Source organism: Streptomyces sp. NPDC030245, from assembly GCF_055572995.1.
The window spans coordinates 92843-115268 of the sequence record NZ_JBVICF010000020.1; the positions used below are offsets into that span (position 1 = coordinate 92843).

Consider the following 22426-nt stretch of genomic DNA (forward strand, 5'->3'; position numbering starts at 1 on the left):
CCTCCAGCATGCCAAACGCCCAGGTCACCCCTGCCCGGCGGTGGACCTGCCGACCGATTCGACCAGCGGGAGCAGGCGGTGCGGCACGCGCTCCCGCAGCGCCATCTCCGTGCGGGTGCGCACCACGCCCGGCAGGTTGATCAGCTGCTGGATGACGTCCTCCAGGTGCTCGTTGTCCCGGGCCGCGACGCGCGTCAGCAGGTCGCCGCCGCCCGTGATCGAGTGCGCCTCGATGATCTCGGGCACGGCGGCGAGCGCGTCCCCCACCTCGTCCAGATGCCCCTGGGTGACCTCGATGTGGACGAAGGCGAGCACGGGATGGCCGAGCGCCGCGGGGGAGAGGAACGGGCCCGTGCCGGTGATCACGCCGTCCCGCTCCATGCGGTCCAGCCTGGCCTGTAGGGTGCCGCGGGCGATCCCGAGGACGCGCGCGTACTCGCGCAGGCTGGTGCGGGGCTGTTCGAGGAGCAGCCGCAGGATGCGGGTGTCGAGTTCGTCGACGGCCATGGTCCGAGGTTCTCCCAGGTGAGCGGGGCTGATCGCTGGTGACTGTAACCGCTGTACCCGCTGTGACCGCTGTACTCGCGGCTGCGGCCCTCTGCTGCCCCTACGGCCGCGCCTGCGCCGCGATGAACTCGTCCCAGGTGGCGACCTGCCCGGCCGGCGGCGCGGAGATCGCCGGGACGGCGCCGAAGTCCGAGTACTCCTCGTTGACCACCTCGGTGCCCTTCTTGCCCGTGCCGGTCTCACGCGACTTGAGGACGAGGTCGTCCTTGCCGACCCACATGTCGATGACGACCGAGGTCACGCCCTGCTTCTTCGCCATCGAGACATAGTTGTCGCGCAGGTCGGCGGAGAGGGCGGGGCCGGTGTACTTCGCGAGCTCGTCGAGGACGACCTTGCCGCGGTAGTGGTCCGCGGCGCGGCCGCCGGCCTTCTCCTCGGCGACCCACCGGGTCGAGTCCGTCGCGGCGAGCGCGCCCGCCCACTCGGAGACGTAGCCCGCCGCGCGCGGCGCACTCCCGCCGGCGCCGCCGAGGTCCATGCTGTACCACTTCTTGCCGGGCACCTCGGCCGTCTTCATGTACGCCGTGCCGCCCATGGAGATCATGTGGCTGACGCCGTCCGGATGGGCCGCGGACTTGCGTACCTCGGCCTTGATGACCGTGGCGGCCGGCTTCTTCTGGTACAGCATCTCGGAGCGGTCGGAGCCGCCCTGCCCGGTCTGGATCGTCCGGTACGAGGACTGCGCCCCGATCTTCTTCGACGCGGCGAGCAGCACGGCACGCGCGTCCTTCCGGTCGTCCGACGCCACCGTGTTCCTGTCACGACCCGCGTCGCTGCCCGCGCCGTCGCCGCCGCCGTCGCCGCCGTCCGAGCCGCAGCCCGCCAATACCGTCGCCAGCGCCGCTCCCACGGCCGCCATGACGATGCCCCGCCCCTTGACCTGCACTGTTCTGGTTCCCTCTCGATCGTGCCCACCCGGCTGTGCCGAGTGCGCAGTGATCTTAAGGTGTGACCCAGACCTGGCGCTTGTACGTGTTCGCCGCGTACAGCTGGACCTTGGTGCCGTTGGCGGTGGAGCCGCCCCGCACGTCGAGGACCTTGCCGGACGCGACGTGCACGATCTGGCCTCTGGCATTCACCGACCAGCGCTGGGACGCGCCGCCGTGGCAGTCGGAGAGGCTGATCTTGTTGCCGTTGGTGCTCTTGTTGAGGTAGTTGTCCAGGCACTTGCCCAGCGCCCGGAACGTGCCGTCCTTCTGGAGGATCCACGACTGCGCGACGCCGTTGTTGCAGGTGTAGAGCTGGATCTGGGTGCCGTTGGCCGCCTTGCCGCCCTTGACGTCGAGGCACTTGCGGCCGATGCCGGTGACCTTGCCCTGCGGGGGCGGCGTCGCGCCGCCGCCGCGGGCCAGGTGGCGCAGGCCCTGCATGTCGTACTGCTGGACGTAGGTGCCCGCGCGCTTGTCCTGGTACGCGTAGGTCGGCGTGCACATCACCGGGACCTGGCCGGAGTCGGTGCCCTTGACGCAGTCGCCGCGGGCCGCGCTGCGGTTGGCGTGCGCGAGGCCCATGGTGTGCCCGAGCTCGTGGCTGATGTGGTTGCGCAGGTAGGTCGCGCCCATGGACGGGGCGGGTTTGCCGTCCGCGGTGAAGAACTCGTCGTCGATGTACGCGTGCCCGCTGGTCACCGTGTCGGCGATGGAGGAGGCGTAGAAGCCGCAGCTCAGGTTCTTGCTGCCGGAGCCGTCCCGGACGACCTTCCAGCCCGCCGAGCCGCCGTCGGCCGGCGGGATGCAGGGGCGGCGCAGGAGGCCGACGACGATCTCGCCCCTCGGCCGGACGTAGTCCCAGCCGACCGGTCGCGTGTCGACGGACACGGGCAGCGTGGTGACCCGCTGGAGGTCCGCGGCGGACTTCTTCACGTAGGGGCCGAGCCAGTCCGCGGCCCGCTTGTCGTAGAACTTGATGGTGTAGCCGGTGGTGAGGTACTTGGCCGCGCCGCCCGACTTCCAGCCCGTGCCGTGCGGGGGCGCGGCGGCCGCCTGCCGCGAGGAGGGCGGCGGCTTCAGGGACATGACGCCGTTCTCGAAGGACGTCCCGTCCGTGCGGGAGACGCCGAAGTCGTCCGTCCCGGCGGCCGGCCGCGCGGCCGCCGGCCGCTCGTCGCCGCCCGTGCCGAACGCGGCGGGCGACAGCTGGACCCCCGCCACGACGGCCGCCGCGGCACCCGCGACGGCCATCGCCCCGCGGCGCTTGCGCGCGCCGCGCTTCCGTATGGAACTCACGTCCCCGTTGTCCTCTCACTGAACGCATTGAGCCGAACAGATGATAGGGGGAACTGAGGTGCGTACGTGGTCAGTTGGGCGTCAGGGGCCAGTTGCGCGCCAGCGGTCAGCGGGTGGCCGGCGGTCTGTGAGTCAGTGCGCGTCCTCCGTCGGGCGCAGGCCCTTGGGGATCTTCGCCCAGGTGAGCGCCGCCGCGGCCAGCGGCAGCGCGGCCGCCATCAGGAACGTCGGCGCCATCCCGGAGGTGAACGCGTCGGCGGCCCGGGTGAGCAGGGTGGCGCCGGCCGGGCCCGCGAGCTCGTGGGCGACCCGCGCCGCCTCGCCGATCGAGTCGCTCACGGCCTCCGTGGTCGGCGCCGGAAGGCCGAGGTCGGGCAGGTTCACGCGGTACAGCGCGGTGGCGACGCTGCCGAGGACGGCGACGCCCATCGCGGCGCCGAGTTCGTAGCAGGTCTCCTCGACCGCCGCGGCACCGCTGACGTCCTTGGCCGGGGTGGCGGCCATCAGCGTCACCGATGCGGCGGTCGTCGCGATGCCGACGCCACAGCCGAGCACCGCGAGCGCGACGGCGATCCCGCCGTAACCGAGCGGCCCCGACAGCTGGAGCAGCCACGGCAGCGCGAGCCCGGCCGCCATCACCACCAGGCCGCCGCCCATGACGTGCCGGATCGGCAGCCGGTGCATCAGGACCGGGGTGACCAGCGAGGTGAGGACCAGGCCCAGCGGGGCCGGCAGCAGCCGGATGCCCGCCTCCAGGGGCGTGTAGCCCTGCCCGTACTGGAACCACTGGGTGATCAGGAACAGCGCCGAACCCAGCGCGATCATGCCGAGGAAGATGGAGGCCGCGGCGATGGCGAAGGGGCGGGACGCGAAGAGGCGTACCCGCAGCAGCGGATGTGCCAGGCGCAGCTGGCGGCGGACGAAGACGGTGAGCGTCACCGCGGCGACGACGAGGAGCGTCCAGGCCACCGGGTCGGCGGGGCCGCCCTTGCCGAGCTGCTTGATGCCGCCCGCCAGGGCGAGCATGCCGACGACGGACTGGCCGACGCCCCACCAGTCCCAGCGGCCCTCCCGGGGCTGGTGGGACTCGGGCAGGATCCACAGGCCGAGCGCGATGACGACCAGCGCGACGGGAATGTTGATCAGGAACGCGGACTGCCAGCCGTTGTGCTCGACCAGCAGGCCGCCGACGACCGGGCCGAGCGCCATGCCGCCGCCGAAGACGGCCGACCACACCGCGTAGGCGAGGGCGCGCTCGCGGGCGTCGGTGAAGACCTTCCGCAGGATCGACAGGGTGGCCGGCATGATCGCCGCGCCACCCGCGCCGAGCAGCGCCCGCGCGGCGATGACCTGCCAGGCGGCGGTCGCGAAGACGGCGAGCAGCGAGGCGGCCGCGAAGACGCCGAAGCCGATCAGGAGCAGCCGTTTGCGGCCCCACCGGTCGCCGAGCGCGCCCGCGGTCACGAGGAGTCCGGAGAGCACGAGGGCGTAGATGTCGATGATCCACAGCTGCTGCACGGAGCTGGGCCGCAGATCGGTGACCAGGGACGGGAAGGCGACGTTCAGGATCGTGGTGTCCATGGCGATCAGCAGGAGGCTGCCGGAGAGGATCGCGAGGACGGCCCAGCGCCGTGAGTCACGTTGCGGGGTCATGGGGAGTAACACCTCAGTTCCGAATGAGACGCCAATGTCTCACAGGGAACGTATGAGTGTCCACTGAGCCGCTGGCGCCCACGAGCAGACCCTGCGCGGACCCGGTGCCCTTGTCCTGCTCACTACACGCGGCCCTGCTCACTGCACGCGCTGAAGCGCCTCCCGGGTGAGGTCGGCGAGGGTGGGGTAGCCGTCGACCGCCATGAGGAGATCGGCCTCGGCGAGCAGCGAGCGCAGCACGTGCGTGACGCCGTCCGTCCTGCCGATCCCGAGGCCGTACACGTAGGGGCGGCCCACGCCGACCGCGGTGGCGCCGAGCGCGACGGCCTTGACGATGTCCGCGCCGCTGCGCACCCCCGAGTCGAAGAGGACGGGCAGCCCGTCCGCGGCCTCGACGACCCCGGGGAGCACGTCGAGCGCGGGAAGTCCGCCGTTGGCCTGGCGGCCGCCGTGGTTGGAGCAGTAGATGCCGTCCACCCCGCCGTCCTTGGCGCGGCGCACGTCCTCCGGGTGGCACAGGCCCTTCACGATCAGCGGCAGAGGCGTCAGGGAGCGCAGCCATGGCAGGTCGTCCCAGGTCAGCGGGTTGCCGAAGAGCTGTACCCACGTGAGTACCGCCGACTGCATGTCCTGCTCGGGGTCGGCGGGCAGGTGGGCGCGGAAGACCGGGTCGCTCGTGTAGTTGGCCAGACAGTAGCCGCGCAGCTGGGGGAAGTTGGAGGTGCTCAGGTCGCGTGGGCGCCACCCGGAGATCCAGGTGTCCATGGTCACGACGATGCCCTTGAAGCCGGCCTTCTCCGCCCGCGTCACCAGGCTCTCGGCGAGTGCGCGGTCGGTCGGCGTGTACAGCTGGAAGAAGCCGGGCGTCTCGCCGAGCTCGCCCGCGACCGCTTCCATCGGGTCTTCGGAGAGCGTGGAGGCGATCATCGGGACGCCGGTCCGCGCGGCCGCCCGCGCCGTCGCGAGGTCCCCGTGCCCGTCCCGCTCGCAGATCCCCAGCACCCCGACGGGCGCCATGAACAGGGGTGACGGCAGCGTCAGGCCGAACAGGTCGACGGACAGGTCGCGTTGTGCGGCACCGACGAACATCCGCGGTATGAGCCCCCAGCGCTCGAAGGCGGTGACGTTGGCGTTCTGGGTACGTTCGTCACCCGCGCCCCCGGCGACGTACGAGACGAGCGAGGGCGGCATCGCGGCATGCGCGCGCGCCTCCAACTCCGCATACGTCATGGGGTACGTCGGAACGACGCCGCGCAGCCCGTCGAAGTAGATCTCGTCCTGATAACTCTTGTAGGGGCGAGGGATCGGGTTCATGGGCGGCAGTCTGGTTTGAAGCTGATGTCAGGGTCAATGTGCGGCAAGGGGCGGGATCCAGGGCGGATTGCGGATCAGGCGGATTGAGGATCAGCGGGCGAGGGCATCACCGTGGGGCAGGACCGGTCGCGCGCCACGGGCCGCGGCCCCGGTGGCGACGTTGATCGCGGGTGGACGCCGGTTTGTCTCGGGGAGGGGAGTGAGCTGCCATGCGTGCGCACCAGCGCGCCCATCGGTCCAAGGAACGGGTCGAGTTCGCATTGCCGCAGGAACCCGCGTCGGCGGGCCGGGCGCGGCACCTGACCTCCGGGTTCCTCTCGGGATCCCGCCGCCGCAAGACCGAGGTGGCCGCCGAGCGCGTGGACGACGCCACGCTGATCGTCTCGGAACTCGTGTCCAACGCGCTGCGGCACGCGGACGGGGGCTGCCGCCTGCGCGTCGAGGTGTCGGGCAACCGAGTGACCGTGGAGGTCACCGACACCAGTCCCGAACGCCCCCGGGTCCAGCGCCCGAGCACCGACAGGGAGAGCGGCCGCGGCCTGGCGATGGTCCGCCAACTGGCCCACCGCCTGGAGGTGGTGGGCACACACCGGGGCGGCAAGACGATACGAGCGGTACTGGCCTGAACCCCGCAGCGCCGCCACCCACAGGCCGCGCGGCCGTCCCGGTTCACCGCTGCCGCGCACGGCGACCGTCGGCAGTGCGGGGCGTCGGTTCGGGTCGCAGGCGTGCGGTGCGGAGGGTGCGGACAGTGTGGGCGGCGCGCACCGCCGCGAGTGCGGTGGCGAGTACGGCCACCGCGACGAGCAACCGCCCCACGTCCGGGACGAACAGCAGGATCTGGGCCAGGTCCACGCCCGTGACCCGGCGGGGCAGTACGTACACGGCGGCGACCGCGAGGAGCAGCAGGCCCGCAGACGAGCCGACCCCGGAGGCGACGATCCGCCGCCTGCTTCGCCGAGGCCTGCGTGGCCGTATCAGCTGGAACACCGACCAGACCAGGGCCACCGCGAGCAGCAGCGCGATGCCCGTGACGGTGGCCGGCACGACGACCAGCATCGGATCGGCGGGCGCCGGTTCGGGCCGCCCGCCCAGAAGGATGCGCAGGGCGCCGAAGGCGGTGGAGTTGAGCTGTTCGTCGCGCAGCGGATGGTACGCGTTGTGCTGGACGACGACCGCGAGGTCCCGGTCCGGCGCGAGGACGACGGTGCCGTGGTACCCGGGAGTGGCGCCACCGTGCCACACGATGCGTTCCCCCAGGTCGTCGAAGGCGTCGTCACGCCAGCCCAGCCCGTACCGATGGGACGTCCCGGCCGCGACGGTGCCCCTGTGCAGTTGCCGCAGGCCGTCCGCCGAGACCACGGCGCGCGCGGCCGCGTCCCCACGGCCGAGGTGGAAGGCGGCGAACCGGCTCAGGTCGTCGATGTCCGCGCCGAGGTACCCGTACGGCACGCCGGAGGTGTCGAAGGAGGACTTGAACCGCTGCGGGTGGCCGAAGAAGTAGCGGTGCCCCGGGGCAAGCCCGCGCCGCTCGGCGTCGCGCGCGTCCACGACGGCACCGTCCATGCCGAGCGGCCGCAGCACCGAACTCCGCAGCCACTTCCCGAACGGCAGCCCGGTCACCCGCTCCACCACCGCGCCCAGCAGCATGTAGTTGGCATTGCTGTACTCATGGCGTTCACCGGGCGGGGCGTTCGTGCGGACGTCGGCGAGGCTGCGGGCCACGCGCTCCACGCCGCCCGGCGCGTTGTCGAACCGGTCGGCGCGTGTCAGACCGTCCCGCTCGGACAGTCCGCTGGTCTGGTTGAGGAGATGACGGACCGTCATGCGGCGGGCGGAAGGGCCGGACGGGTCGAACCACGGCAGGTAGCGGCGCACCGGGGCGTCGAGTCGCACGGAGCCCGCCTCGACCAGGTGCAGCACGGCGGTCGCCGTGACCGGCTTGGACAGGGAGCCGACGAGGAACGGGGTGCGGCGCGTGACCGGAGCGCCGTTGCCGTCCGTGCCCCAGGTGCGTCGGTGGGTCACTCTGCCGCCCGCGACGACGGCGAGCGCCATGCCGGGTATCCGGGCCCGCTCGCGCTGCCGCTCGGCGTAGGAGTCGATGCGGTCGGCGACGTCGTGGGGGAGGAGGCCGGGGTGCCCGGCATGGGCAGGGACGGCGGGGCCGGCCCCCGCATGAACGGCCCCCGCGTGAACGGCCCCCGTCGGGACGGCTGATGTACCGATGGCCGCGACAGCCGCTAATAACGCGGCACCCAACCGGCGGCCCCATGCGCTGCATCCGCCCCCTCCGCCCCCTCCGCCGCCTCCACCCGTTACGCCCGTTCTGCTCACGCTGCTTCTCATGGCGCCCTCCGTAACGCTCCATAACCATATGGCCGTACGGTTATGACGTTACCGTATGGCGGTATGGTTAACCCATGCCACGCGTCGCCGATCACGAAGAGCGCCGCCACCAGGTAGCCGCCGCGGTGGGACGGATCATCACCGCCGACGGCCTGGGCGCGGTCACGGTCGCCAAGACCGCCGCCGAGGCCGGCATCTCCGTAGGGCTCGTGCAGCACTACTTCCGCAGCAAGGACGAGATGCTGCTGTTCGCGTACGGCCATGTCCTGGAGCGCTTCGAACAGCGGGTGACCGCACTCATCGGGAACGCCGAGGGCGCGGGCACACGGATCGAGCACATGGTTCTGGACGCGCTCGCCGAGAGCATGCCGCTGGACGCGGAGCGGCGGCAGGACTGGCGCGTCGCGCTCGCCTTCACGGGGCGGGCGGCCGACGATCCGAAGCTCGGCGAGCTGAAGACCGCCGCGCTGAACCGCACCCGGGCCCACATCGCCCAGGCGATCGTGAACGCCAAGGAGTGCGGGGAGGTCGCCCCGGAGGTGGACGAGCGGGTGGCGGCGGCGCGTATCGCCGCGTACACGGAGGGGCTGACGGCGCACCTCTACGCGGACCCGGAAGGCCTGCCGCCCGCCGCCGCCCTGGCGGCGCTCGCCGACCACCTCGCGGGCGTGTTCACCGGGGTCTGCGAACTGCGCGACCGGAAGCCGGGGGAGCGACCGACGCACAAGTAACCGAGCCGATTACGAATGCGGGCGGTTCACGTATCCGAGCCGATCACGCATCCGCACCGGTCACGTATCCGTGCCGGTAAAAAATCCGTTGTGGTCCGGGCCCCCGCCCCCGGACAGTGGACCCATGACGACGACCCTCACGCCGCCCCCGGGCCTGACCGTGCGCCCGGCGACTCTCGGCGACGCGGCGGCCGTGTGTGCGCTGCTCAATGAAGTCGACCTGCTGGAGATCGGCCGGGCCGACACGGAACTGGCCGAGATAGAGGCCGACTTGCGGCACCCCGAGGTGGACCTGGAGCGGGACTCCTGGCTGCTGTACGAGGGGGACCGGCTCGTCGGGTACGCGCTGCTGTGGGACGAGTCCGGCGGCGAGCGGATCGACGTCGACCATTACGTACTGCCCGGCCGGCCCGAAGGCTCCCTGCACCTCTTCGACCTGCTGGAGGAGCGCGCCGCGGAGCAGGCGGCGGCCAACGGCGCGGCGCGAGCCGTCGTGCACCTCCATCTCAACACCACGCCCACCACGGACCCGGCGGCGCTCCGCGCACGAGGCTGGCGGACCGTCCGCCGCTACAACGTGATGGCGCGTCAACTCGATGCGCAGGTCGACCGGATACCGGCGCCGCCGGCCGGAGTGACCCTGCGTCCGTGCCTCGCCGAAGAGGACCGCAGGCGCGCCCACGACCTGCTCCAGAAGTGCTTCACGGAGCACTTCGATTATCAACCGCGCACGTACGAGCAGTGGTTGGACGACATCAACTCCGAGCGGGTCGACTGGTCGCTGATCTGGGTCGCCCACGTCGAGGGCGTGGGTGACGCCGCCGTGCTGCGCACCCACAACGACCGCGCGTCGATGGGATGGGTGGGCAATCTCGGCGTCCTGGCCGAGGCCCGCGGGCGCGGCATCGGCAGCCACCTCCTGCGCCACGCCTTCGGGCACTACGCGTCGCTGGGCCGCGACCGGATCGGTCTCGGCGTGGACACCGACAACAGCAGCGGCGCGCTCGCCCTGTACGAACGGCACGGCATGTCCCTCGACTACGCCGTCGACACGTGGGAGTTGATCCGCCCGGTCTGAGGCCTCCGACGGGGGGAGGCCTCAGACCGGGGCATGTGCCTGGCGCTGAGGGCCGGCCGTCGCCGTTACTGCGGCACGTTGAGGACGAAGTCGAAGTCCGCCTCCTTCGCGTTGCCGACGGTGCGGACGTTCATGAGCAGCCGGGGGTCGAAGATCGTGTCCGTGTTGTTGCGCGGCTCGCCCGGGAAGTACAGCTGCGTCGTGAGGATCGGACGCCCGGGAGCCTGCACCTTGACGTGCAGGTGGCGGGTGCGCCCCGGATAGAGGCCCGGCACGATCGTGGAGAGCTTGAACGCGCCGTTGGCATCGGTGAACTGGTGCCCGCGGAAGCGGTACCCCACGTTGTCGTACGCCCCGTAGGTGTCGGCCTGCCAGAAGTCGAGGAGCGCCCGGGGGATCGGCTTGCAGGCCAGTCCGAAGACGTAACCGGTGACGGTGAGGCGCACGCCCGGTGTGCCCGCCTGGACGAGCGAGGTGCGCTGCGGCGAATTGCGCTTGAAGTACGGGCCCTCCATCTGCGGGATGGTCGGGTCGTCGCCGTCGTCACAGGTCGGCGTCGGCTGGACGGCCTCGCCGCGCTCGCCGGCGGTCCGCGCCAGCGCGGGCGCGCCCCACATGGTCAGGGGCACGGACATGCCCATCGCGGCGGCCGCCCGCAGGACGGTCTTGCGGCTCGGGCCCTTGCTGCCGTTCACACCGGGGCCGGTCTCGCCGGATTCGGGGGTGCCGTCACCGGTGGGGGTGCCGATCTCGTTGTCCATCGCTCGCTCCTCCTGAGCCGTAAGGGATGGGTGCGTTCCGGATCGGCTATGAAGTTATGCGGGGGAGGAGGACCCGACGATGGACTGGAGCCGGTGGTCGTGGTGAATATCGCCACCACCGCGCCGGAAGTCGCCGGGGCTCGCGCCGGTCTCGCGGCGGAAGAAGCGGCAGAAGTACGCCGGGTCGCCGAACCCGACCCGCCCCGCCACCTGACGCACCGACAACTCGGTGCGGAGCAACAGGCGTTTGGCCTCGTGCACCTTGGCCTGCCGGATCAGTTCGCCGGGCGTGCGGCCGGTGGAGGCCTTCACCGCCTCGCTGAGGTAGCTCACCGAGACGCCCAGCCGCGCCGCGCACGACCCCACCGACTGAAGGGCGCCCTCGGGCGCGGCGAGGAGCGTCACGAAATCCGTGGCCACGGAGACCGGCCGGGAGTGCGGTGTTCCCTCGCACGGCGGTTCGGTGGCCGTCGGCGACGCCCGCCGCGCGGGCAGCCGCGCCGCCCGCACGATCAGGATGTGCAGCAGGGCCCGCAGGACGCCCTGGAACCCCGCGGCCCCCGAGCGGTACTCGCCGTCCAGCTCGGCGACCAGGCGGGCGGTCCACTCCGCCGCCTCCTCACCCAGGTCGAGGCAGGAGTGCCGGGCAAGTCCCCGCAGGAGGTGCCGGTCGGCGGGGTGGTCGAGGAGGAAGTCGTCGGTGAACAGGATGACTTGGCCCTCCAGGCCGGCCACGTCGTCCCAGTGATGGACCTGCCCCGGGGCGATGAAGCACAGGTTCGGCGGCCGCAGCGCGAAGCGGTTCAGGTCGACCACATGCCCGCCGGTGCCGCCCGTCACGTGGACGATCTCGTGGAAGGTGTGCCGGTGCGGGAAGGGTGCGCGGGACATGGGCCCGATGGTGTCGAACGTCCCGATGGCGAAGGGCAGGGTGTTGGGCATCGGCACTTGCAGCCGATGCGTCGGCATGCCCTCCTCGCCCGGTTCTCCGTTGTTCCCCTGACCCGGTAAGACGGTGGTGCCGCGCATGCGCACGCTCCTCCTCGGCAGCTGACCTCCGGACCACTGGTCCGGACCAGTGGCCCCACCACGATGGCACGCGCGCCCGCGGTCGGGCAGAGGGCGTGAGGCCACCCACCGTGACGCAAGCGAAGTGTCCCGTGAGGCCATCTGTCCCGATGGGTCAAGTGTCCTGTTGGGACACTTTGAGGAGTACAGTCGAAAGCATGAGCAGCACACAGGGCCGCAGGACCCGCAAGGTCCAGGAGAGCCGGGCCACCATGGCGAACGCCGCCGTGGACCTGGTCCTCGCCCACGGCCTCGACCAGGTCACCGTCGAGACGATCAGCGAACGCGCCGACGTCTCCCGCCGCACCTTCTCCCGCTACTTCGCCGGGAAGGAGGACGCCGTGGTCGACGCCCTGCGCGCCGACTACGCGCGGATCAACGCGGCCCTCGCCGCCCGCCCCGCCGAAGAGAGCCCCCTCACGGCCTACTACCGGGCCCTCCGCCGCTGGCTCGACGACGAACCGACCGCCTGGCACCGCCTGCCCCGCTCGGGCGACCTGCTCCGATTGCTCCACGAGGAGCCGTCGCTGCTCTCCGCCTACCTGCGGGTGCGGGACGAGGCCGAGACCGAGTCGGTGGCGATCGTCGCGGACCGGCTCGGCCTGGATGCGGAGCGTGATCTGCGCCCGGCGCTCGCGGTCTCGCTGGCGGTCGGGGCGTTCGGCACAGCCGTACGGTTCTGGATCGCCCCCGGCGCGAGCGCACCCCTGCCGCAGCTCATCGACGCGGCGTTCGCGGCCCTGGCCGACGAACCCGCACCCCGAACCACCACCACGTGAAACCAGGCACCACCATGACCACCAGCACAACGAGCACTACTAGTGCTATCGGCACCACCATCAGCGCAGCCGGCGCCACCACCGCGGCGGCGGAGTTCGCCGGAAAAGCCGCCCTCGTCACCGGCGCCGCCTCCGGCATCGGCCTGGAGGTCGCCCGCCGCCTCGCCGCGGCAGGAGCGGCCGTCGTCGTCGCGGACCACAACGAACAGGGCGTGCGTGACGTCGCCCGGGCGCTCACCGGGGCCGGCGGCCGGGCCGCCGCCGTGCGCGTCGACGTCACCGACCCCGAATCGGTGCGCCACGCCGTCGAGTTCACCGTCGAGACCTTCGGCGGCCTGCACCTGGCGGTCAACAACGCCGGGATCGCCGGAGCCTCCGCCCCCACCGGCGAGTACACGGTCGAGGACTGGCGGCGCGTGATCGACACCAACCTCAACGGCGTCTTCTACTCCCTGCGGTACGAGCTTCCGCTGCTCGTCGCCGCGGGCGGCGGCGCCGTCGTCAACATGTCCTCGATCCTCGGCACGAACGGCTTCGCGGGTTCCCCCGCGTACTCCGCCGCGAAGCACGCCGTCGTCGGGCTGACCAAGAGCGCCGCCGTGGAGTACGCGGCACGGGGCGTGCGCGTCAACGCCGTCGCGCCCGGCTTCATCGACACCCCGCTGCTCAAGGGTGACGAGCGGCAGCGCGAGCAGCTGATCGCGCTGCACCCGCAGGGTCGGCTCGGCACCGCCGACGAGGTCGCGGACCTCACGCTGTTCCTGCTCTCCGACCGCGCCTCGTTCATCAACGGCAGCTACCACCTCGTCGACGGCGGCTACGCGGCTCGCTGACCCGGCCGCACGAGTAAGTGAGAGAGAAGAAAGAGGTACCCGGAATGTCAGCCGAAATGAAGGCCGTCCAGTACCGCAGCGTCGGCGCCGCCCCCGAGGTCGTCACCGTCCCGCGGCCCGAACCGGGCCCCGGCCAGGTGCTGTTGAAGGTCACCGCCGCGGGCGTCTGCCACTCCGACATAGCCGTGATGAGCCGGCCCGCGGAGTCCCTCGGCTTCCCGCTGCCGCTCACCCTCGGCCACGAGGGCGCCGGAACCGTCGCCGCGCTGGGCGAGGGCGTCACCGGACTCGCGCTCGGCGACTCCGTCGCCGTGTACGGACCGTGGGGCTGCGGCACCTGCCTGATGTGCGCGCAGGGCAAGGAGAACTACTGCACGCGCGCCGCCGAGCTGGGCATCCGTCCGCCCGGCCTCGGGGCGCCCGGCGCCATCGCCGAGTACATGATCGTGGACGATCCGCGTCACCTGGTCCCGCTGGACGGTCTCGACCCGGTGACCGCCGTGCCGCTCACCGACGCGGGCCTGACGCCGTACCACGCCATCAAGACCTCCCTGCCCAAGCTGACGCCCGGCAGCACGGCCGTGGTCATCGGCACCGGCGGCCTCGGACACGTGGCGATCCAGCTGCTGCGTGCGCTGACCCCGGCGCGCGTGATCGCCCTCGACGTCACCGAGGAGAAGTTGCGCCTGGCCCGCGAGGTCGGCGCCCACGAGGCCGTCCTCTCGGACGGGGCGGCGGCGGGCAGGGTGCGGGAGCTCACCGGCGGCCTGGGCGCCCAGGCGGTGTTCGACTTCGTCGGCGCGCCGCCCACCGCCGGGACGGCGACCGCGTGCGCCGCGGTGGAGGGGGACGTCTCGATCGTCGGCATCGGTGGCGGAACCGCGTCGGTCGGCTTCGGCACGACCCCCTTCGACGTGGCCGTCCGCTCCCCGTACTGGGGCAGCAGGGCCGAGCTGATCGAGGTCCTGGACCTGGCGCGGTCCGGCGTGATCGACGTGCATGTGGAGACGTACGCGCTGGACGACGCCCCCAAGGCGTACGAGGACCTGCACGAGGGCCGCGTCAACGGCCGGGCGGTCATCCTGCCGAACGGCTAGGCCCCTCCGGTTCGATCTCGGCGAGCAGGCCCTCGACCAGGGTCCTGATCTCGTCGCGGATCGGGCGGACCGCCGCGACGCCCTGGCCCGCGGGATCCTGGAGCGGCCAGTCGAGGTAGCGCTTGCCGGGGAAGACCGGGCAGGTGTCGCCGCAGCCCATCGTCACGCAGACGTCAGACTCCTGGACCGCGTCCGCGGTCAGCAGCTTCGGGGTCGCGGCGGAGATGTCGATGCCGACCTCGCGCATCGCCTCGACGGCGGCCGGGTTCACTTCCCGGCCGGGAGCGGAGCCCGCCGAGCGGACCTCGACGCGGTCGCCCGCCAGGTGGCTCAGCCAGGCGGCGGCCATCTGGGAGCGGCCCGCGTTGTGGACGCACACGAACAGGACGGAGGGCTTGTCGGACATCAAAGGATCTCTCTGCATCTCTCTGCTCGTCATCATCAGCGCCGACTGGTATCAGCGGAAGCTGATGTGAAAGTATCAGCCCATGATGACGTCAGCCAACACTGAACTGATCCGGGTGGTCGCCGACCCGCTCAGGCTTCAGATCGTGACCCTGCTCGCCCACGAGACGCTCTGCACCACCCACCTCGTGGCGGAGACGGGCGCCCGGCAGACGAACCTCTCCAACCATCTCCGCGTCCTGCGTGAGGCGGGCGTCGTGGAGACCGAGCCGTGCGGCCGCTTCACGTACTACAAGCTGCGCCCGGAGATCCTGGACGCGCTGGCCCGGATGTTCGGCGAACTCGCCGAGACCGCGCGGACGACGATCGCGACCGACCGCAAGAGGTCCTGCTGATGCCCGCGACGGCCCCCGACACCGCACCCCCGCCGCCGTCCGGCGCGGACACCTCGATCGTCACCAAGCTCTCCACGCTCGACCGGTACCTGGCCGTGTGGATCCTCGCCGCGATGGCCGTGGGGATCGGCCTCGGCCGCCTCGTCCCCGGCCTGAACGACACGCTCGCCGAGGTCGAGATCGGCGGCATCTCACTGCCGATCGCCCTCGGGCTGCTGGTCATGATGTACCCGGTCCTGGCCAAGGTCCGCTACGACAGGCTCGACGCCGTCACCGGCGACCGCAAGCTGATGGTCTCGTCACTCCTCATCAACTGGCTCGTCGGCCCGGCCGTCATGTTCGCGCTCGCCTGGATCTTCCTGCCGGACCTGCCCGAGTACCGCACCGGCCTGATCATCGTCGGCCTGGCCCGCTGCATCGCCATGGTCATCATCTGGAACGACCTGGCCTGCGGCGACCGGGAGGCGGCCGCCGTGCTCGTCGCGCTCAACTCACTCTTCCAGGTCGTCGCGTTCGGCCTGCTCGGCTGGCTCTACCTCGACCTGCTCCCCGGCTGGCTCGGCCTCGGCGACGGCGAGAAGCTCGACATCTCCATGGGCGAGATCGCCCTGAACGTCGTCATCTTCCTCGGCGTCCCGCTGCTCGCCGGTTTCCTCACGCGACGGGTGGGCGAGCGGAAGCTGGGGCGTGAGCGGTACGAGTCCCGCTTCCTGCCCAGAATCGGCCCGTGGGCGCTGTACGGGCTGCTCTTCACGATCGTCATCCTCTTCGCCCTCCAAGGCAGAACGATCACCTCACAACCCCTCGACGTGGCCCGGATCGCACTCCCGCTCCTCATCTACTTCGCCGTCATGTTCTTCGGCACGTTCCTGCTGGGCAAGGCCCTGGGCCTCCCGTACGACCGCACGGCGACGCTCGCCTTCACGGCGGCCGGCAACAACTTCGAACTCGCCATCGCCGTGGCAATCGCCACCTTCGGAGTAACCAGCGGCCAGGCCCTCTCCGGCGTGGTCGGCCCCCTGATCGAGGTCCCGGTCCTGATCGGCCTGGTGTACGTCGCACTCTCCTGGCGCGGGAAGTTCAGCTCCCGCTCCGAGGGGCGCGAGTAGCGCATGCCCGGTGATGAGGCGCCGGTGCTGCCGACGGTCTGGCGGCTGCCCTTCGCCTTGGCGTGGGAGGCGTTCAGAGCGGGCAGCCGCCCCGTCGGCGCCGTGCTGACCGACGCCGACGGCGAGATGGTGGCCGCCGGCCGAAACCGCAGCCAGGAGCCGACGGCTCCACCCGGCCAACTCGCCGGCGCGTCCATCGCCCACGCGGAGATCAACGTGCTGGCCCAACTGTCGTCCCGGCGCCGCTATGAGGACCACGTTCTCTTCACCACCCTCGAGCCGTGCCTGCTCTGTAGCGGTGCTCTCCTTCACGCCCATGTGGGCACCGTGGTCTATGCCGCCTCGGACCCCTTGTGGCGCGGGATCGAGCGGGTCCCGTCGGTGGGTGGTGTCATCGCGGCGCGCTGGCCCCGCAGGGAAGGCCCTGTTGCGGGGCCTCTCGCCGTGTTCGGCGCCATGCTCATGGACCTCTGGGCTCTCCGGCACGCCCCGCAGGCACGTCAACCGCTCATGGGCGGCGATCCGCCCGTGCCGGCACGGCGGTGCTTCGACACACCCGGCTTGGTCGAGGCCGAAACGGTCGAGGAGGCCTATCGGCTCGCGCTGCCGCAGATCATGGACGCCGAGGCCTGACGGAACCGCTGCCGCATTCCGCGTCAGGCCGCGCGCCGGCCCAGCATCTGACCCATCGCCGTGAGGACGGACGGCTCGACCCGGTAGTACACCCACGTGCCGCGGCGTTCCGAGGTGAGCAGGCCCGCCTCCCTGAGCTTCTTCAGGTGGTGGGAGACCGTCGGCTGGGAGACGCCGACATCGGAGATGTCGCACACGCACGCCTCGCCGCCTTCGTGCGAGGCGACCAGGGAGAACAGACGCAGCCGGACCGGATCGCCGAGAGCCTTGAACATCGCGGCGGTCCGCACCGCTTCCTCCGCGGTGAGGGGGCGCTCCGTAAGGGGCGGACAGCAGGGCTCGACGTCCGCCCCGACCAGCGGCAGCGCCTTCGCATTCGACATACGTCCTATGTTGACACGCTTCTATGTTCACGTTCATCGATGCAGGCGCGATTCCGGCCTTCCCGCGCCTCAGCGGGAGCGGCTGGAGCGGCTGGCACGATGTGGTCGCATGAATGATCACGAGAGTCCCGTCGCCCGAGCTCTCCGCTTGGTCGCCACCCGCTTCCCCCACGCGCTGGGCGCCGTACTCGGAGGGTCGGCCGCCCAGGGCCGCGCCACCGCGACGAGCGATCTCGACGTGGCCGTCCTCCTGCCGGACTCGGACACCAGCCGCCGCGAAGTGATACGCCACGAGGGCCGTCCGGCCGAGCTGTTCCTCAACACCCTCGCGGACGTACCGGAGTTCTTCGCGTGGGACAGGGCCCGGCGCAGGGGCACGGTCCTGTTCATCTACGGTGAAGGGCTGGCCCTGACGGATCCCGACGGCCACCTGGCCCGGACGTGCGAGCAGGCCCGAGCCGTACTCGCGGCAGGGCCGCCTCCGCTCTCCGCGGCGGAGCGGGAAGAGAGCCGCTACGGCCTCACCTGTTTCATGGACGACTTGGTCGACATCTCACCGACCCGGAGGTACGAACAGCTCTCCCTCGCCGACCTCACCCTGAACAAGGCGGCACACCTTCTCACGGCCCACCACAACGCGTGGACGGGTATCGGCAAGTGGCTGCCCCGCCGGCTGCTGAGCGCGGACCCGGTGCGGGGCAAGGCCCTGTTGGACGGGCATCAGGCGGTCGCCGAGCGTGCCGACCCCGCCCCGCTCGCGGCAGCTGCCGAGCAGGTGCTCGACCTCTTCGGCGGGCCGCTGCGGGAGGGGTACCAGTTGGAGTGGAGAGCGGGACTTTGATGCTCTGTCGATATGTCGATCCCCCCGCAGATGCGGATGCCTCGCACACCTCCTCAGAGCCCCGCCCGTCGCCCCCTCACTCCGGCTGCAACCACAACGTCGCCAAGGGAGGCAGCGTCACCCGCAGGCAGGCCGGGAAGGCCCCCTCGGGCTCGGGGCGCGGGTGCAGTGGGCCCGTGTTGCGTACGTCGCCGCCGCCGTAAGCGGCCGCGTCCGTGTTGAGTGTCTCCCGCCAAGCGCCCGTCGTCCCGGGCACCCCGAGTGCGTAGTCGTGGCGGACCACCGGTGAGAAGTTGGTCACCGACAGGAGTGGTGACCCGTCGGTGGCGAAGCGGAGGAAGGCGACCACGTTGTCGTGGGCCGCGTCGGCGTCGACCCAGGTGAATCCGGCCGGCACGGTGTCCTGCTCCCAGAGCGCGGGCGTCGCCCGGTAGCGGTGGTTGAGGGCGCGCACCAGTCGCAGTACTCCACCGTGGTCCGGCTCCGCCGGGTACGCGGGGTCGAGCAGGGCCCAGTCCATGCCGTGCTCCGGTGACCATTCGGCGCCCTGCGCGAACTCCTGGCCCATGAAGAGAAGTTGCTTGCCGGGGTGGGCCCACATGTAGGCCAGGTAGGCGCGGTGGTTGGCGCGCCGCTGCCACCAGTCGCCCGGCATCTTCGACACCAACGCCTGCTTACCGTGGACGACTTCGTCGTGCGAGATGGGCAGGAGGTAGTTCTCGCTGTAGGCGTAGACCATCGCGAAGGTCAACTCGTTGTGGTGGTACTGCCGGTGCACCGGCTCGTGCTGGATGTACTCCAGGGAGTCGTGCATCCAGCCCATGTTCCACTTCAGACCGAAGCCGAGCCCGCCGAAGCCGTCCTGGCCGACGTGGTCGGTGGGCCGGGTGACGCCGTTCCACGCGGTCGACTCCTCGGCGATGGTGACCACCCCGGGGCAGCGGCGGTAGACCGTCGCGTTCATCTCCTGGAGGAAGGCGACGGCGTCGAGGTTCTCGCGGCCGCCGTGTTCGTTCGGCGCCCACTGGCCGTCCTCGCGGGAGTAGTCGAGGTAGAGCATGGAGGCCACCGCGTCGACGCGCAGCCCGTCGATGTGGAACTCCTCGCACCAGTAGACCGCGTTGGCGACCAGGAAGTTGCGCACCTCACGGCGGCCGTAGTCGAAGGTGAGCGTCCCCCAGTCCGGGTGTTCGGCACGCCGGGAGTCCCGCGGCTCGTACAGCGGCTCCCCGTCGAACACGGCGAGCGCCCAGTCGTCCTTCGGGAAGTGCGCGGGGACCCAGTCCACGATCACGCCGATGCCCGCCCGGTGCAGCGTGTCGACGAGGTGCCGGAAGTCGTCCGGTGTGCCCAGACGGGACGTGGGTGCGTAGAGGCCGGTGACCTGGTAGCCCCAGGAGCCGCCGAAGGGATGCTCGGCCACCGGCATGAACTCCACGTGCGTGAAGCCCGCGTCGGCCACGTAGGTGGTTAGTTCGTCCGCCAGTTGACGGTAGGTCAGGCCGGGGCGCCAGGAAGGGAGATGGACCTCGTACACCGAGAAGGGCGCCTGGTGCACCGGACGGTCCGCCCGGTGCGCCATCCACGCCTCGTCCGTCCATACATGGGTCGACCGCGTCACCACGGAGGCCGTCGCCGGCGGCGTCTCCGCCAGGCGGGCCATCGGATCCGCGCGCATGGTGTGCGTGCCGTCGGGCCGCGTGATGTCGAACTTGTAGCGGTCCCCCTCACCGATGCCGGGGAGGAACAGCTCCCACACCCCGGTCGACCCCAGCGAACGCATCGGATAGGCCGCGCCGTCCCAGTGGCAGAAGTCCCCGCACACCCGCACGCCCCTCGCATTGGGCGCCCACACCGTGAACCGGGTGCCGGTGACGCCCTGATGGGTCATCGGATGCGCGCCGAGCGCCTTCCACAGCTCCTCGTGCCGCCCCTCGCCGATCAGGTGCAGATCGAGCTCGCCGAGCGCGGGCAGGAAGCGGTAGGGATCCTGGACCTCGGTGTCCCGGCCGTCGTACGTCACCCGTAGCGCGTACGCGGGGATCGACGCGAGCGGCAGCACGCCCGAGAAGAGGCCGTCACCGACGTCGTTCAGGCGCGCGGTCCGGCCCTCGACGACGACCGCCACCGCCTGGGCGTACGGGCGCAGCACCGTGAACGCCACGCCCCCCGGCACCTGGTGCGCGCCGAGCACGGCGTGCGGGTCGTGGTGGGTGCCCGACAGGAGACGGCCCCGGCTCTCTCCGTCGAGCGGCGCCTCGGAGACATGCCAGTCCTGAGCGAGGTCGACGTGGACCCTGGGCCCGGCGTCGAGCAGGGGAGTGCGGAGAGTGACCGCGGGATCGGGGGTGGACGTATCGGCGATGGCCACGGATGCAGATCTCCTCTGAACAGGTGCGGAGCGGGTCGGCCGGGGCAACCGGCCGGTGAGGGCGGGGGAAGGTCAGCGGCCCTCCGCCAGACGGGCGATCGCCGCCATCGGCACGGGCAGCCAGTCCGGCCGGTGCCTGGCCTCGTACAGCGCCTCGTACACCGCCCGGTCCGTCTCGTAGGCCCGCAGGAGCTCGGCCTGCCCCCGCGGGTCCCACGCCGCCTCGGCCGCGTAGCCCGCGCAGTAGGCGTCCCGGCACCGCTGGGCCCACCGGGGCTGCCAGGGCCGCCTGGCGTGGGCCGCGTAGTCGAAGGAGCGGAGCATGCCCGCGATGTCGCGGACGGGAGCCTGCACGCGTCTGCGCTCGGCGATCGGGCGGGCCGGCTCCCCCTCGAAGTCGATGACGAACCACCGCTGCCCGGCCCGCAGGACCTGCCCGAGGTGCAGGTCCCCGTGGATGCGCTGCGGCGGCCGGCCGAGGCCGCGCGCCGCGACGGCGTCGTACGCACCCCGCAGCCGTGACACGTACGGCACGAGCGCCGGCACCTGCCGCGCGGTGGTGTCCAGGCGGGCCGTCATCGCGGCGGCGAGCCGGCGCCCGCCGTGCCGGTCCGCGGGGCCCGGCGCGAAGACCTGGGCCAGCGCCAGATGCACCTCGGCGGTGGCCCGCCCCAGCTCGTACGACTCGTCGGTGAAGTCCCGGCCCGCGGCGAGGGTCTGGAGGGCCAAGGTCCAGCCGTCCGTCGCCTCGGGCAGGAACGGCTGGAGCACCCCGAGGGTCGTCCTGCGCGGCTCACCGGTCCAGAACCAGGCCACCGGGGCGGGTACGCGCGCGCACCCCTCGCGGGCCAGCGCCCAGGGAACCTCCAGGTCGGGATTGACGCCGTACTGCACACGGCGGAACAGCTTCAGGATGAAGGAATCGCCGTACACCACAGAGGTATTGGACTGCTCGCCGTCCAGGATGCGGGGCGTGAGCCCCGAGGGCACCACGGTCTGCGCGTCGCGCTCGAAACGCAGCGGTCCCGCCGCGCCCGGGGTGCGCAGACGTTCCAGGAGCAGTGCGGCCGACCGGGGGTCGTGGAGCGCGTCGTACACCGTGAGCCCCGCGAGGGGACCCTCGCTGGGACGGCCGATGACGGCGTGGTGGAGGCGGGACGGCAGGTCCTCGCGCACGCCGAGGAGCAGTTGATAGCAGTCTTCGCGCGACCCGGCGTGCCCGGAGCTGATCAGCAGGTGCAGGCAGCCGGGGTGCAGCTCGGTCATCGACACCACGGCCAGGTCGGTGACGGGCAGCCCCTTGCCCGCGAACCACCGCTGCTCGGGCAGCCACTTTTGCAGTACTCCGGCCAACGACGTGAGCAGCAGCGGAGGGCTGAGGCTGCTGCCACGCGGCTGCGTTGCGGTCTTGAGCATGCGACACGTCCCTTCAGAGGCGCACGGCGGGGTCCGCCGGGCGGCGCGGGTGGAGGTCGTTGCACAGCCGGAACCAGTAGAAGCCGTGGCCCGCCAGTGTCAGCAGGTAGGGCAGCTCACCGATGGCCGGGAAGCGCACCCCGCCGATCAGCTCCACGGGGTGGCATCCGTCGTAGGCCTGGAGGTCGAGCTCGGTGGGTTGCGCGAAGCGCGAGAAGTTGTGCACGCACAGCACGAGGTCGTCCTGGTACTCGCGCAGATAGGCGAGGACCGCCGGATTGGACGACGGCAGTTCGGTGTACGTGCCGATGCCCAGGGCGAGATTCTGCTTGCGGATCTCGATCATGCGGCGGGTCCAGTGGAGCAGGGAGGAGGGGGAGGACATGGAGGCTTCGACGTTGGTGACCTGGTAGCCGTA

General features: G+C 71.5%; 23 protein-coding genes and 1 pseudogene. 11 read left to right on the forward strand and 13 right to left on the reverse strand.

Annotated elements, in window-relative coordinates:
- Positions 1-24 precede the first annotated feature (24 nt).
- The 5 genes from ACZ4Z4_RS37825 to ACZ4Z4_RS37845 all read right to left on the reverse strand — a co-directional run bounded on the left by ACZ4Z4_RS37825 (position 25) and on the right by ACZ4Z4_RS37845 (position 5759).
- On the reverse strand, positions 25-507 hold the full coding sequence (locus ACZ4Z4_RS37825) for an Lrp/AsnC family transcriptional regulator (RefSeq protein WP_468338266.1): 483 nt from the start codon (positions 505-507) through the stop codon (positions 25-27).
- A gap of 100 nt (positions 508-607) precedes the next feature.
- Positions 608-1453 (reverse strand): SCO4651 family lipoprotein, encoded by an 846-nt coding sequence (locus ACZ4Z4_RS37830; RefSeq protein ID WP_468338269.1) that lies wholly within the window; start codon positions 1451-1453, stop codon positions 608-610.
- A gap of 55 nt (positions 1454-1508) precedes the next feature.
- Positions 1509-2792: a ricin-type beta-trefoil lectin domain protein gene (locus tag ACZ4Z4_RS37835; RefSeq protein WP_468338272.1), complete on the reverse strand. Its 1284-nt coding sequence runs from the start codon at positions 2790-2792 to the stop codon at positions 1509-1511.
- 132 nt (positions 2793-2924) lie between these two features.
- Positions 2925-4445: an MFS transporter gene (locus tag ACZ4Z4_RS37840; protein ID WP_468338275.1), complete on the reverse strand. Its 1521-nt coding sequence runs from the start codon at positions 4443-4445 to the stop codon at positions 2925-2927.
- 138 nt (positions 4446-4583) lie between these two features.
- Positions 4584-5759, reverse strand: a complete 1176-nt coding sequence (locus ACZ4Z4_RS37845) for an alpha-hydroxy-acid oxidizing protein (RefSeq protein ID WP_468338278.1) — start codon at positions 5757-5759, stop codon at positions 4584-4586.
- Positions 5760-5968: 209 nt separating this feature from the next.
- Here ACZ4Z4_RS37845 and ACZ4Z4_RS37850 point away from each other — a divergent pair, with 209 nt between their 5' ends.
- Positions 5969-6385, forward strand: a complete 417-nt coding sequence (locus ACZ4Z4_RS37850; RefSeq protein WP_468338281.1) for an ATP-binding protein — start codon at positions 5969-5971, stop codon at positions 6383-6385.
- Between the two features lie 43 nt (positions 6386-6428).
- Here ACZ4Z4_RS37850 and ACZ4Z4_RS37855 read toward each other — a convergent pair whose 3' ends face one another.
- Positions 6429-7817 carry a serine hydrolase domain-containing protein gene (locus ACZ4Z4_RS37855; RefSeq protein WP_468338284.1) on the reverse strand — a complete coding sequence of 463 codons (1389 nt, stop codon included), beginning with the start codon at positions 7815-7817 and terminating at the stop codon, positions 6429-6431.
- On the opposite strand from ACZ4Z4_RS37855, the gene ACZ4Z4_RS37860 reads away from it, so the two are divergent.
- The 3 genes from ACZ4Z4_RS37860 to ACZ4Z4_RS37870 all read left to right on the forward strand — a co-directional run bounded on the left by ACZ4Z4_RS37860 (position 7779) and on the right by ACZ4Z4_RS37870 (position 9917).
- Positions 7779-7979, forward strand: a complete 201-nt coding sequence (locus tag ACZ4Z4_RS37860) for a hypothetical protein (RefSeq protein ID WP_468338287.1) — start codon at positions 7779-7781, stop codon at positions 7977-7979. The genes ACZ4Z4_RS37855 and ACZ4Z4_RS37860 overlap by 39 nt on opposite strands.
- Before the next feature lie 203 nt (positions 7980-8182).
- Complete coding sequence (locus tag ACZ4Z4_RS37865; RefSeq protein ID WP_468338290.1) at positions 8183-8839, forward strand: TetR/AcrR family transcriptional regulator; 657 nt, start codon at positions 8183-8185, stop codon at positions 8837-8839.
- Positions 8840-8963: 124 nt separating this feature from the next.
- A complete protein-coding gene (locus tag ACZ4Z4_RS37870; protein ID WP_468338292.1) occupies positions 8964-9917 on the forward strand; it encodes a GNAT family N-acetyltransferase in 954 nt (317 codons plus the stop codon).
- Here the strand turns inward: ACZ4Z4_RS37870 and ACZ4Z4_RS37875 are convergent.
- Together ACZ4Z4_RS37875 and ACZ4Z4_RS37880 are read right to left on the reverse strand one after the other, a co-directional pair.
- Positions 9832-10678, reverse strand: a pseudogene (locus tag ACZ4Z4_RS37875) (dioxygenase family protein); the annotation flags it as partial. The gene ACZ4Z4_RS37870 and the pseudogene ACZ4Z4_RS37875 sit on opposite strands and share 86 nt — an antisense overlap.
- Positions 10679-10732: 54 nt before the next feature.
- Positions 10733-11707, reverse strand: coding sequence for a helix-turn-helix transcriptional regulator (locus tag ACZ4Z4_RS37880; protein ID WP_468338295.1), 975 nt, complete (start codon positions 11705-11707; stop codon positions 10733-10735).
- A 197-nt stretch (positions 11708-11904) separates the two neighbouring features.
- Between ACZ4Z4_RS37880 and ACZ4Z4_RS37885 the strand changes: the two genes are divergently transcribed.
- The 3 genes from ACZ4Z4_RS37885 to ACZ4Z4_RS37895 are packed head-to-tail and all read left to right on the forward strand — an operon-like array spanning position 11905 to position 14455.
- Positions 11905-12525, forward strand: coding sequence for a TetR family transcriptional regulator (locus tag ACZ4Z4_RS37885; RefSeq protein WP_468338297.1), 621 nt, complete (start codon positions 11905-11907; stop codon positions 12523-12525).
- Positions 12526-12539: 14 nt separating this feature from the next.
- Positions 12540-13358, forward strand: a complete 819-nt coding sequence (locus ACZ4Z4_RS37890; RefSeq protein ID WP_468338300.1) for an SDR family NAD(P)-dependent oxidoreductase — start codon at positions 12540-12542, stop codon at positions 13356-13358.
- Between the two features lie 56 nt (positions 13359-13414).
- A complete protein-coding gene (locus ACZ4Z4_RS37895; RefSeq protein WP_468338341.1) occupies positions 13415-14455 on the forward strand; it encodes an NAD(P)-dependent alcohol dehydrogenase in 1041 nt (346 codons plus the stop codon).
- Here ACZ4Z4_RS37895 and ACZ4Z4_RS37900 read toward each other — a convergent pair.
- Entirely contained in the window at positions 14436-14861 is a 426-nt protein-coding gene (locus ACZ4Z4_RS37900) for an arsenate reductase ArsC (RefSeq protein ID WP_468338303.1), read from the reverse strand. The two genes, ACZ4Z4_RS37895 and ACZ4Z4_RS37900, sit on opposite strands and share 20 nt — an antisense overlap.
- An 82-nt stretch (positions 14862-14943) precedes the next feature.
- On the opposite strand from ACZ4Z4_RS37900, the gene ACZ4Z4_RS37905 reads away from it, so the two are divergent.
- The 3 genes from ACZ4Z4_RS37905 to ACZ4Z4_RS37915 are packed head-to-tail and all read left to right on the forward strand — an operon-like array spanning position 14944 to position 16997.
- A complete protein-coding gene (locus ACZ4Z4_RS37905) occupies positions 14944-15255 on the forward strand; it encodes an ArsR/SmtB family transcription factor (protein WP_468338306.1) in 312 nt (103 codons plus the stop codon).
- A complete protein-coding gene (gene arsB / locus ACZ4Z4_RS37910) occupies positions 15255-16364 on the forward strand; it encodes an ACR3 family arsenite efflux transporter (protein ID WP_468338308.1) in 1110 nt (369 codons plus the stop codon). The genes ACZ4Z4_RS37905 and arsB overlap by 1 nt, the downstream gene beginning before the upstream one ends.
- A gap of 3 nt (positions 16365-16367) precedes the next feature.
- A complete protein-coding gene (locus ACZ4Z4_RS37915; RefSeq protein ID WP_468338311.1) occupies positions 16368-16997 on the forward strand; it encodes a nucleoside deaminase in 630 nt (209 codons plus the stop codon).
- Positions 16998-17020: 23 nt separating this feature from the next.
- On the opposite strand, the gene ACZ4Z4_RS37920 is transcribed toward ACZ4Z4_RS37915, so the two are convergent.
- Positions 17021-17380 (reverse strand): ArsR/SmtB family transcription factor, encoded by a 360-nt coding sequence (locus ACZ4Z4_RS37920; RefSeq protein WP_468338314.1) that lies wholly within the window; start codon positions 17378-17380, stop codon positions 17021-17023.
- 109 nt (positions 17381-17489) lie between these two features.
- Here ACZ4Z4_RS37920 and ACZ4Z4_RS37925 point away from each other — a divergent pair, with 109 nt between their 5' ends.
- Complete coding sequence (locus ACZ4Z4_RS37925; protein ID WP_468338317.1) at positions 17490-18221, forward strand: nucleotidyltransferase domain-containing protein; 732 nt, start codon at positions 17490-17492, stop codon at positions 18219-18221.
- A 76-nt stretch (positions 18222-18297) separates the two neighbouring features.
- On the opposite strand, the gene glgB is transcribed toward ACZ4Z4_RS37925, so the two are convergent.
- The 3 genes from glgB to ACZ4Z4_RS37940 all read right to left on the reverse strand — a co-directional run.
- Positions 18298-20445 carry a 1,4-alpha-glucan branching enzyme gene (gene glgB / locus ACZ4Z4_RS37930; RefSeq protein ID WP_468338344.1) on the reverse strand — a complete coding sequence of 716 codons (2148 nt, stop codon included), beginning with the start codon at positions 20443-20445 and terminating at the stop codon, positions 18298-18300.
- A 219-nt stretch (positions 20446-20664) separates the two neighbouring features.
- Positions 20665-22008, reverse strand: a complete 1344-nt coding sequence (locus tag ACZ4Z4_RS37935) for a maltokinase N-terminal cap-like domain-containing protein (protein WP_468338320.1) — start codon at positions 22006-22008, stop codon at positions 20665-20667.
- A gap of 13 nt (positions 22009-22021) precedes the next feature.
- Positions 22022-22426: alpha-glucosidase C-terminal domain-containing protein (locus ACZ4Z4_RS37940; protein WP_468338323.1), on the reverse strand; the 405-nt coding region annotated here is incomplete at its 5' end.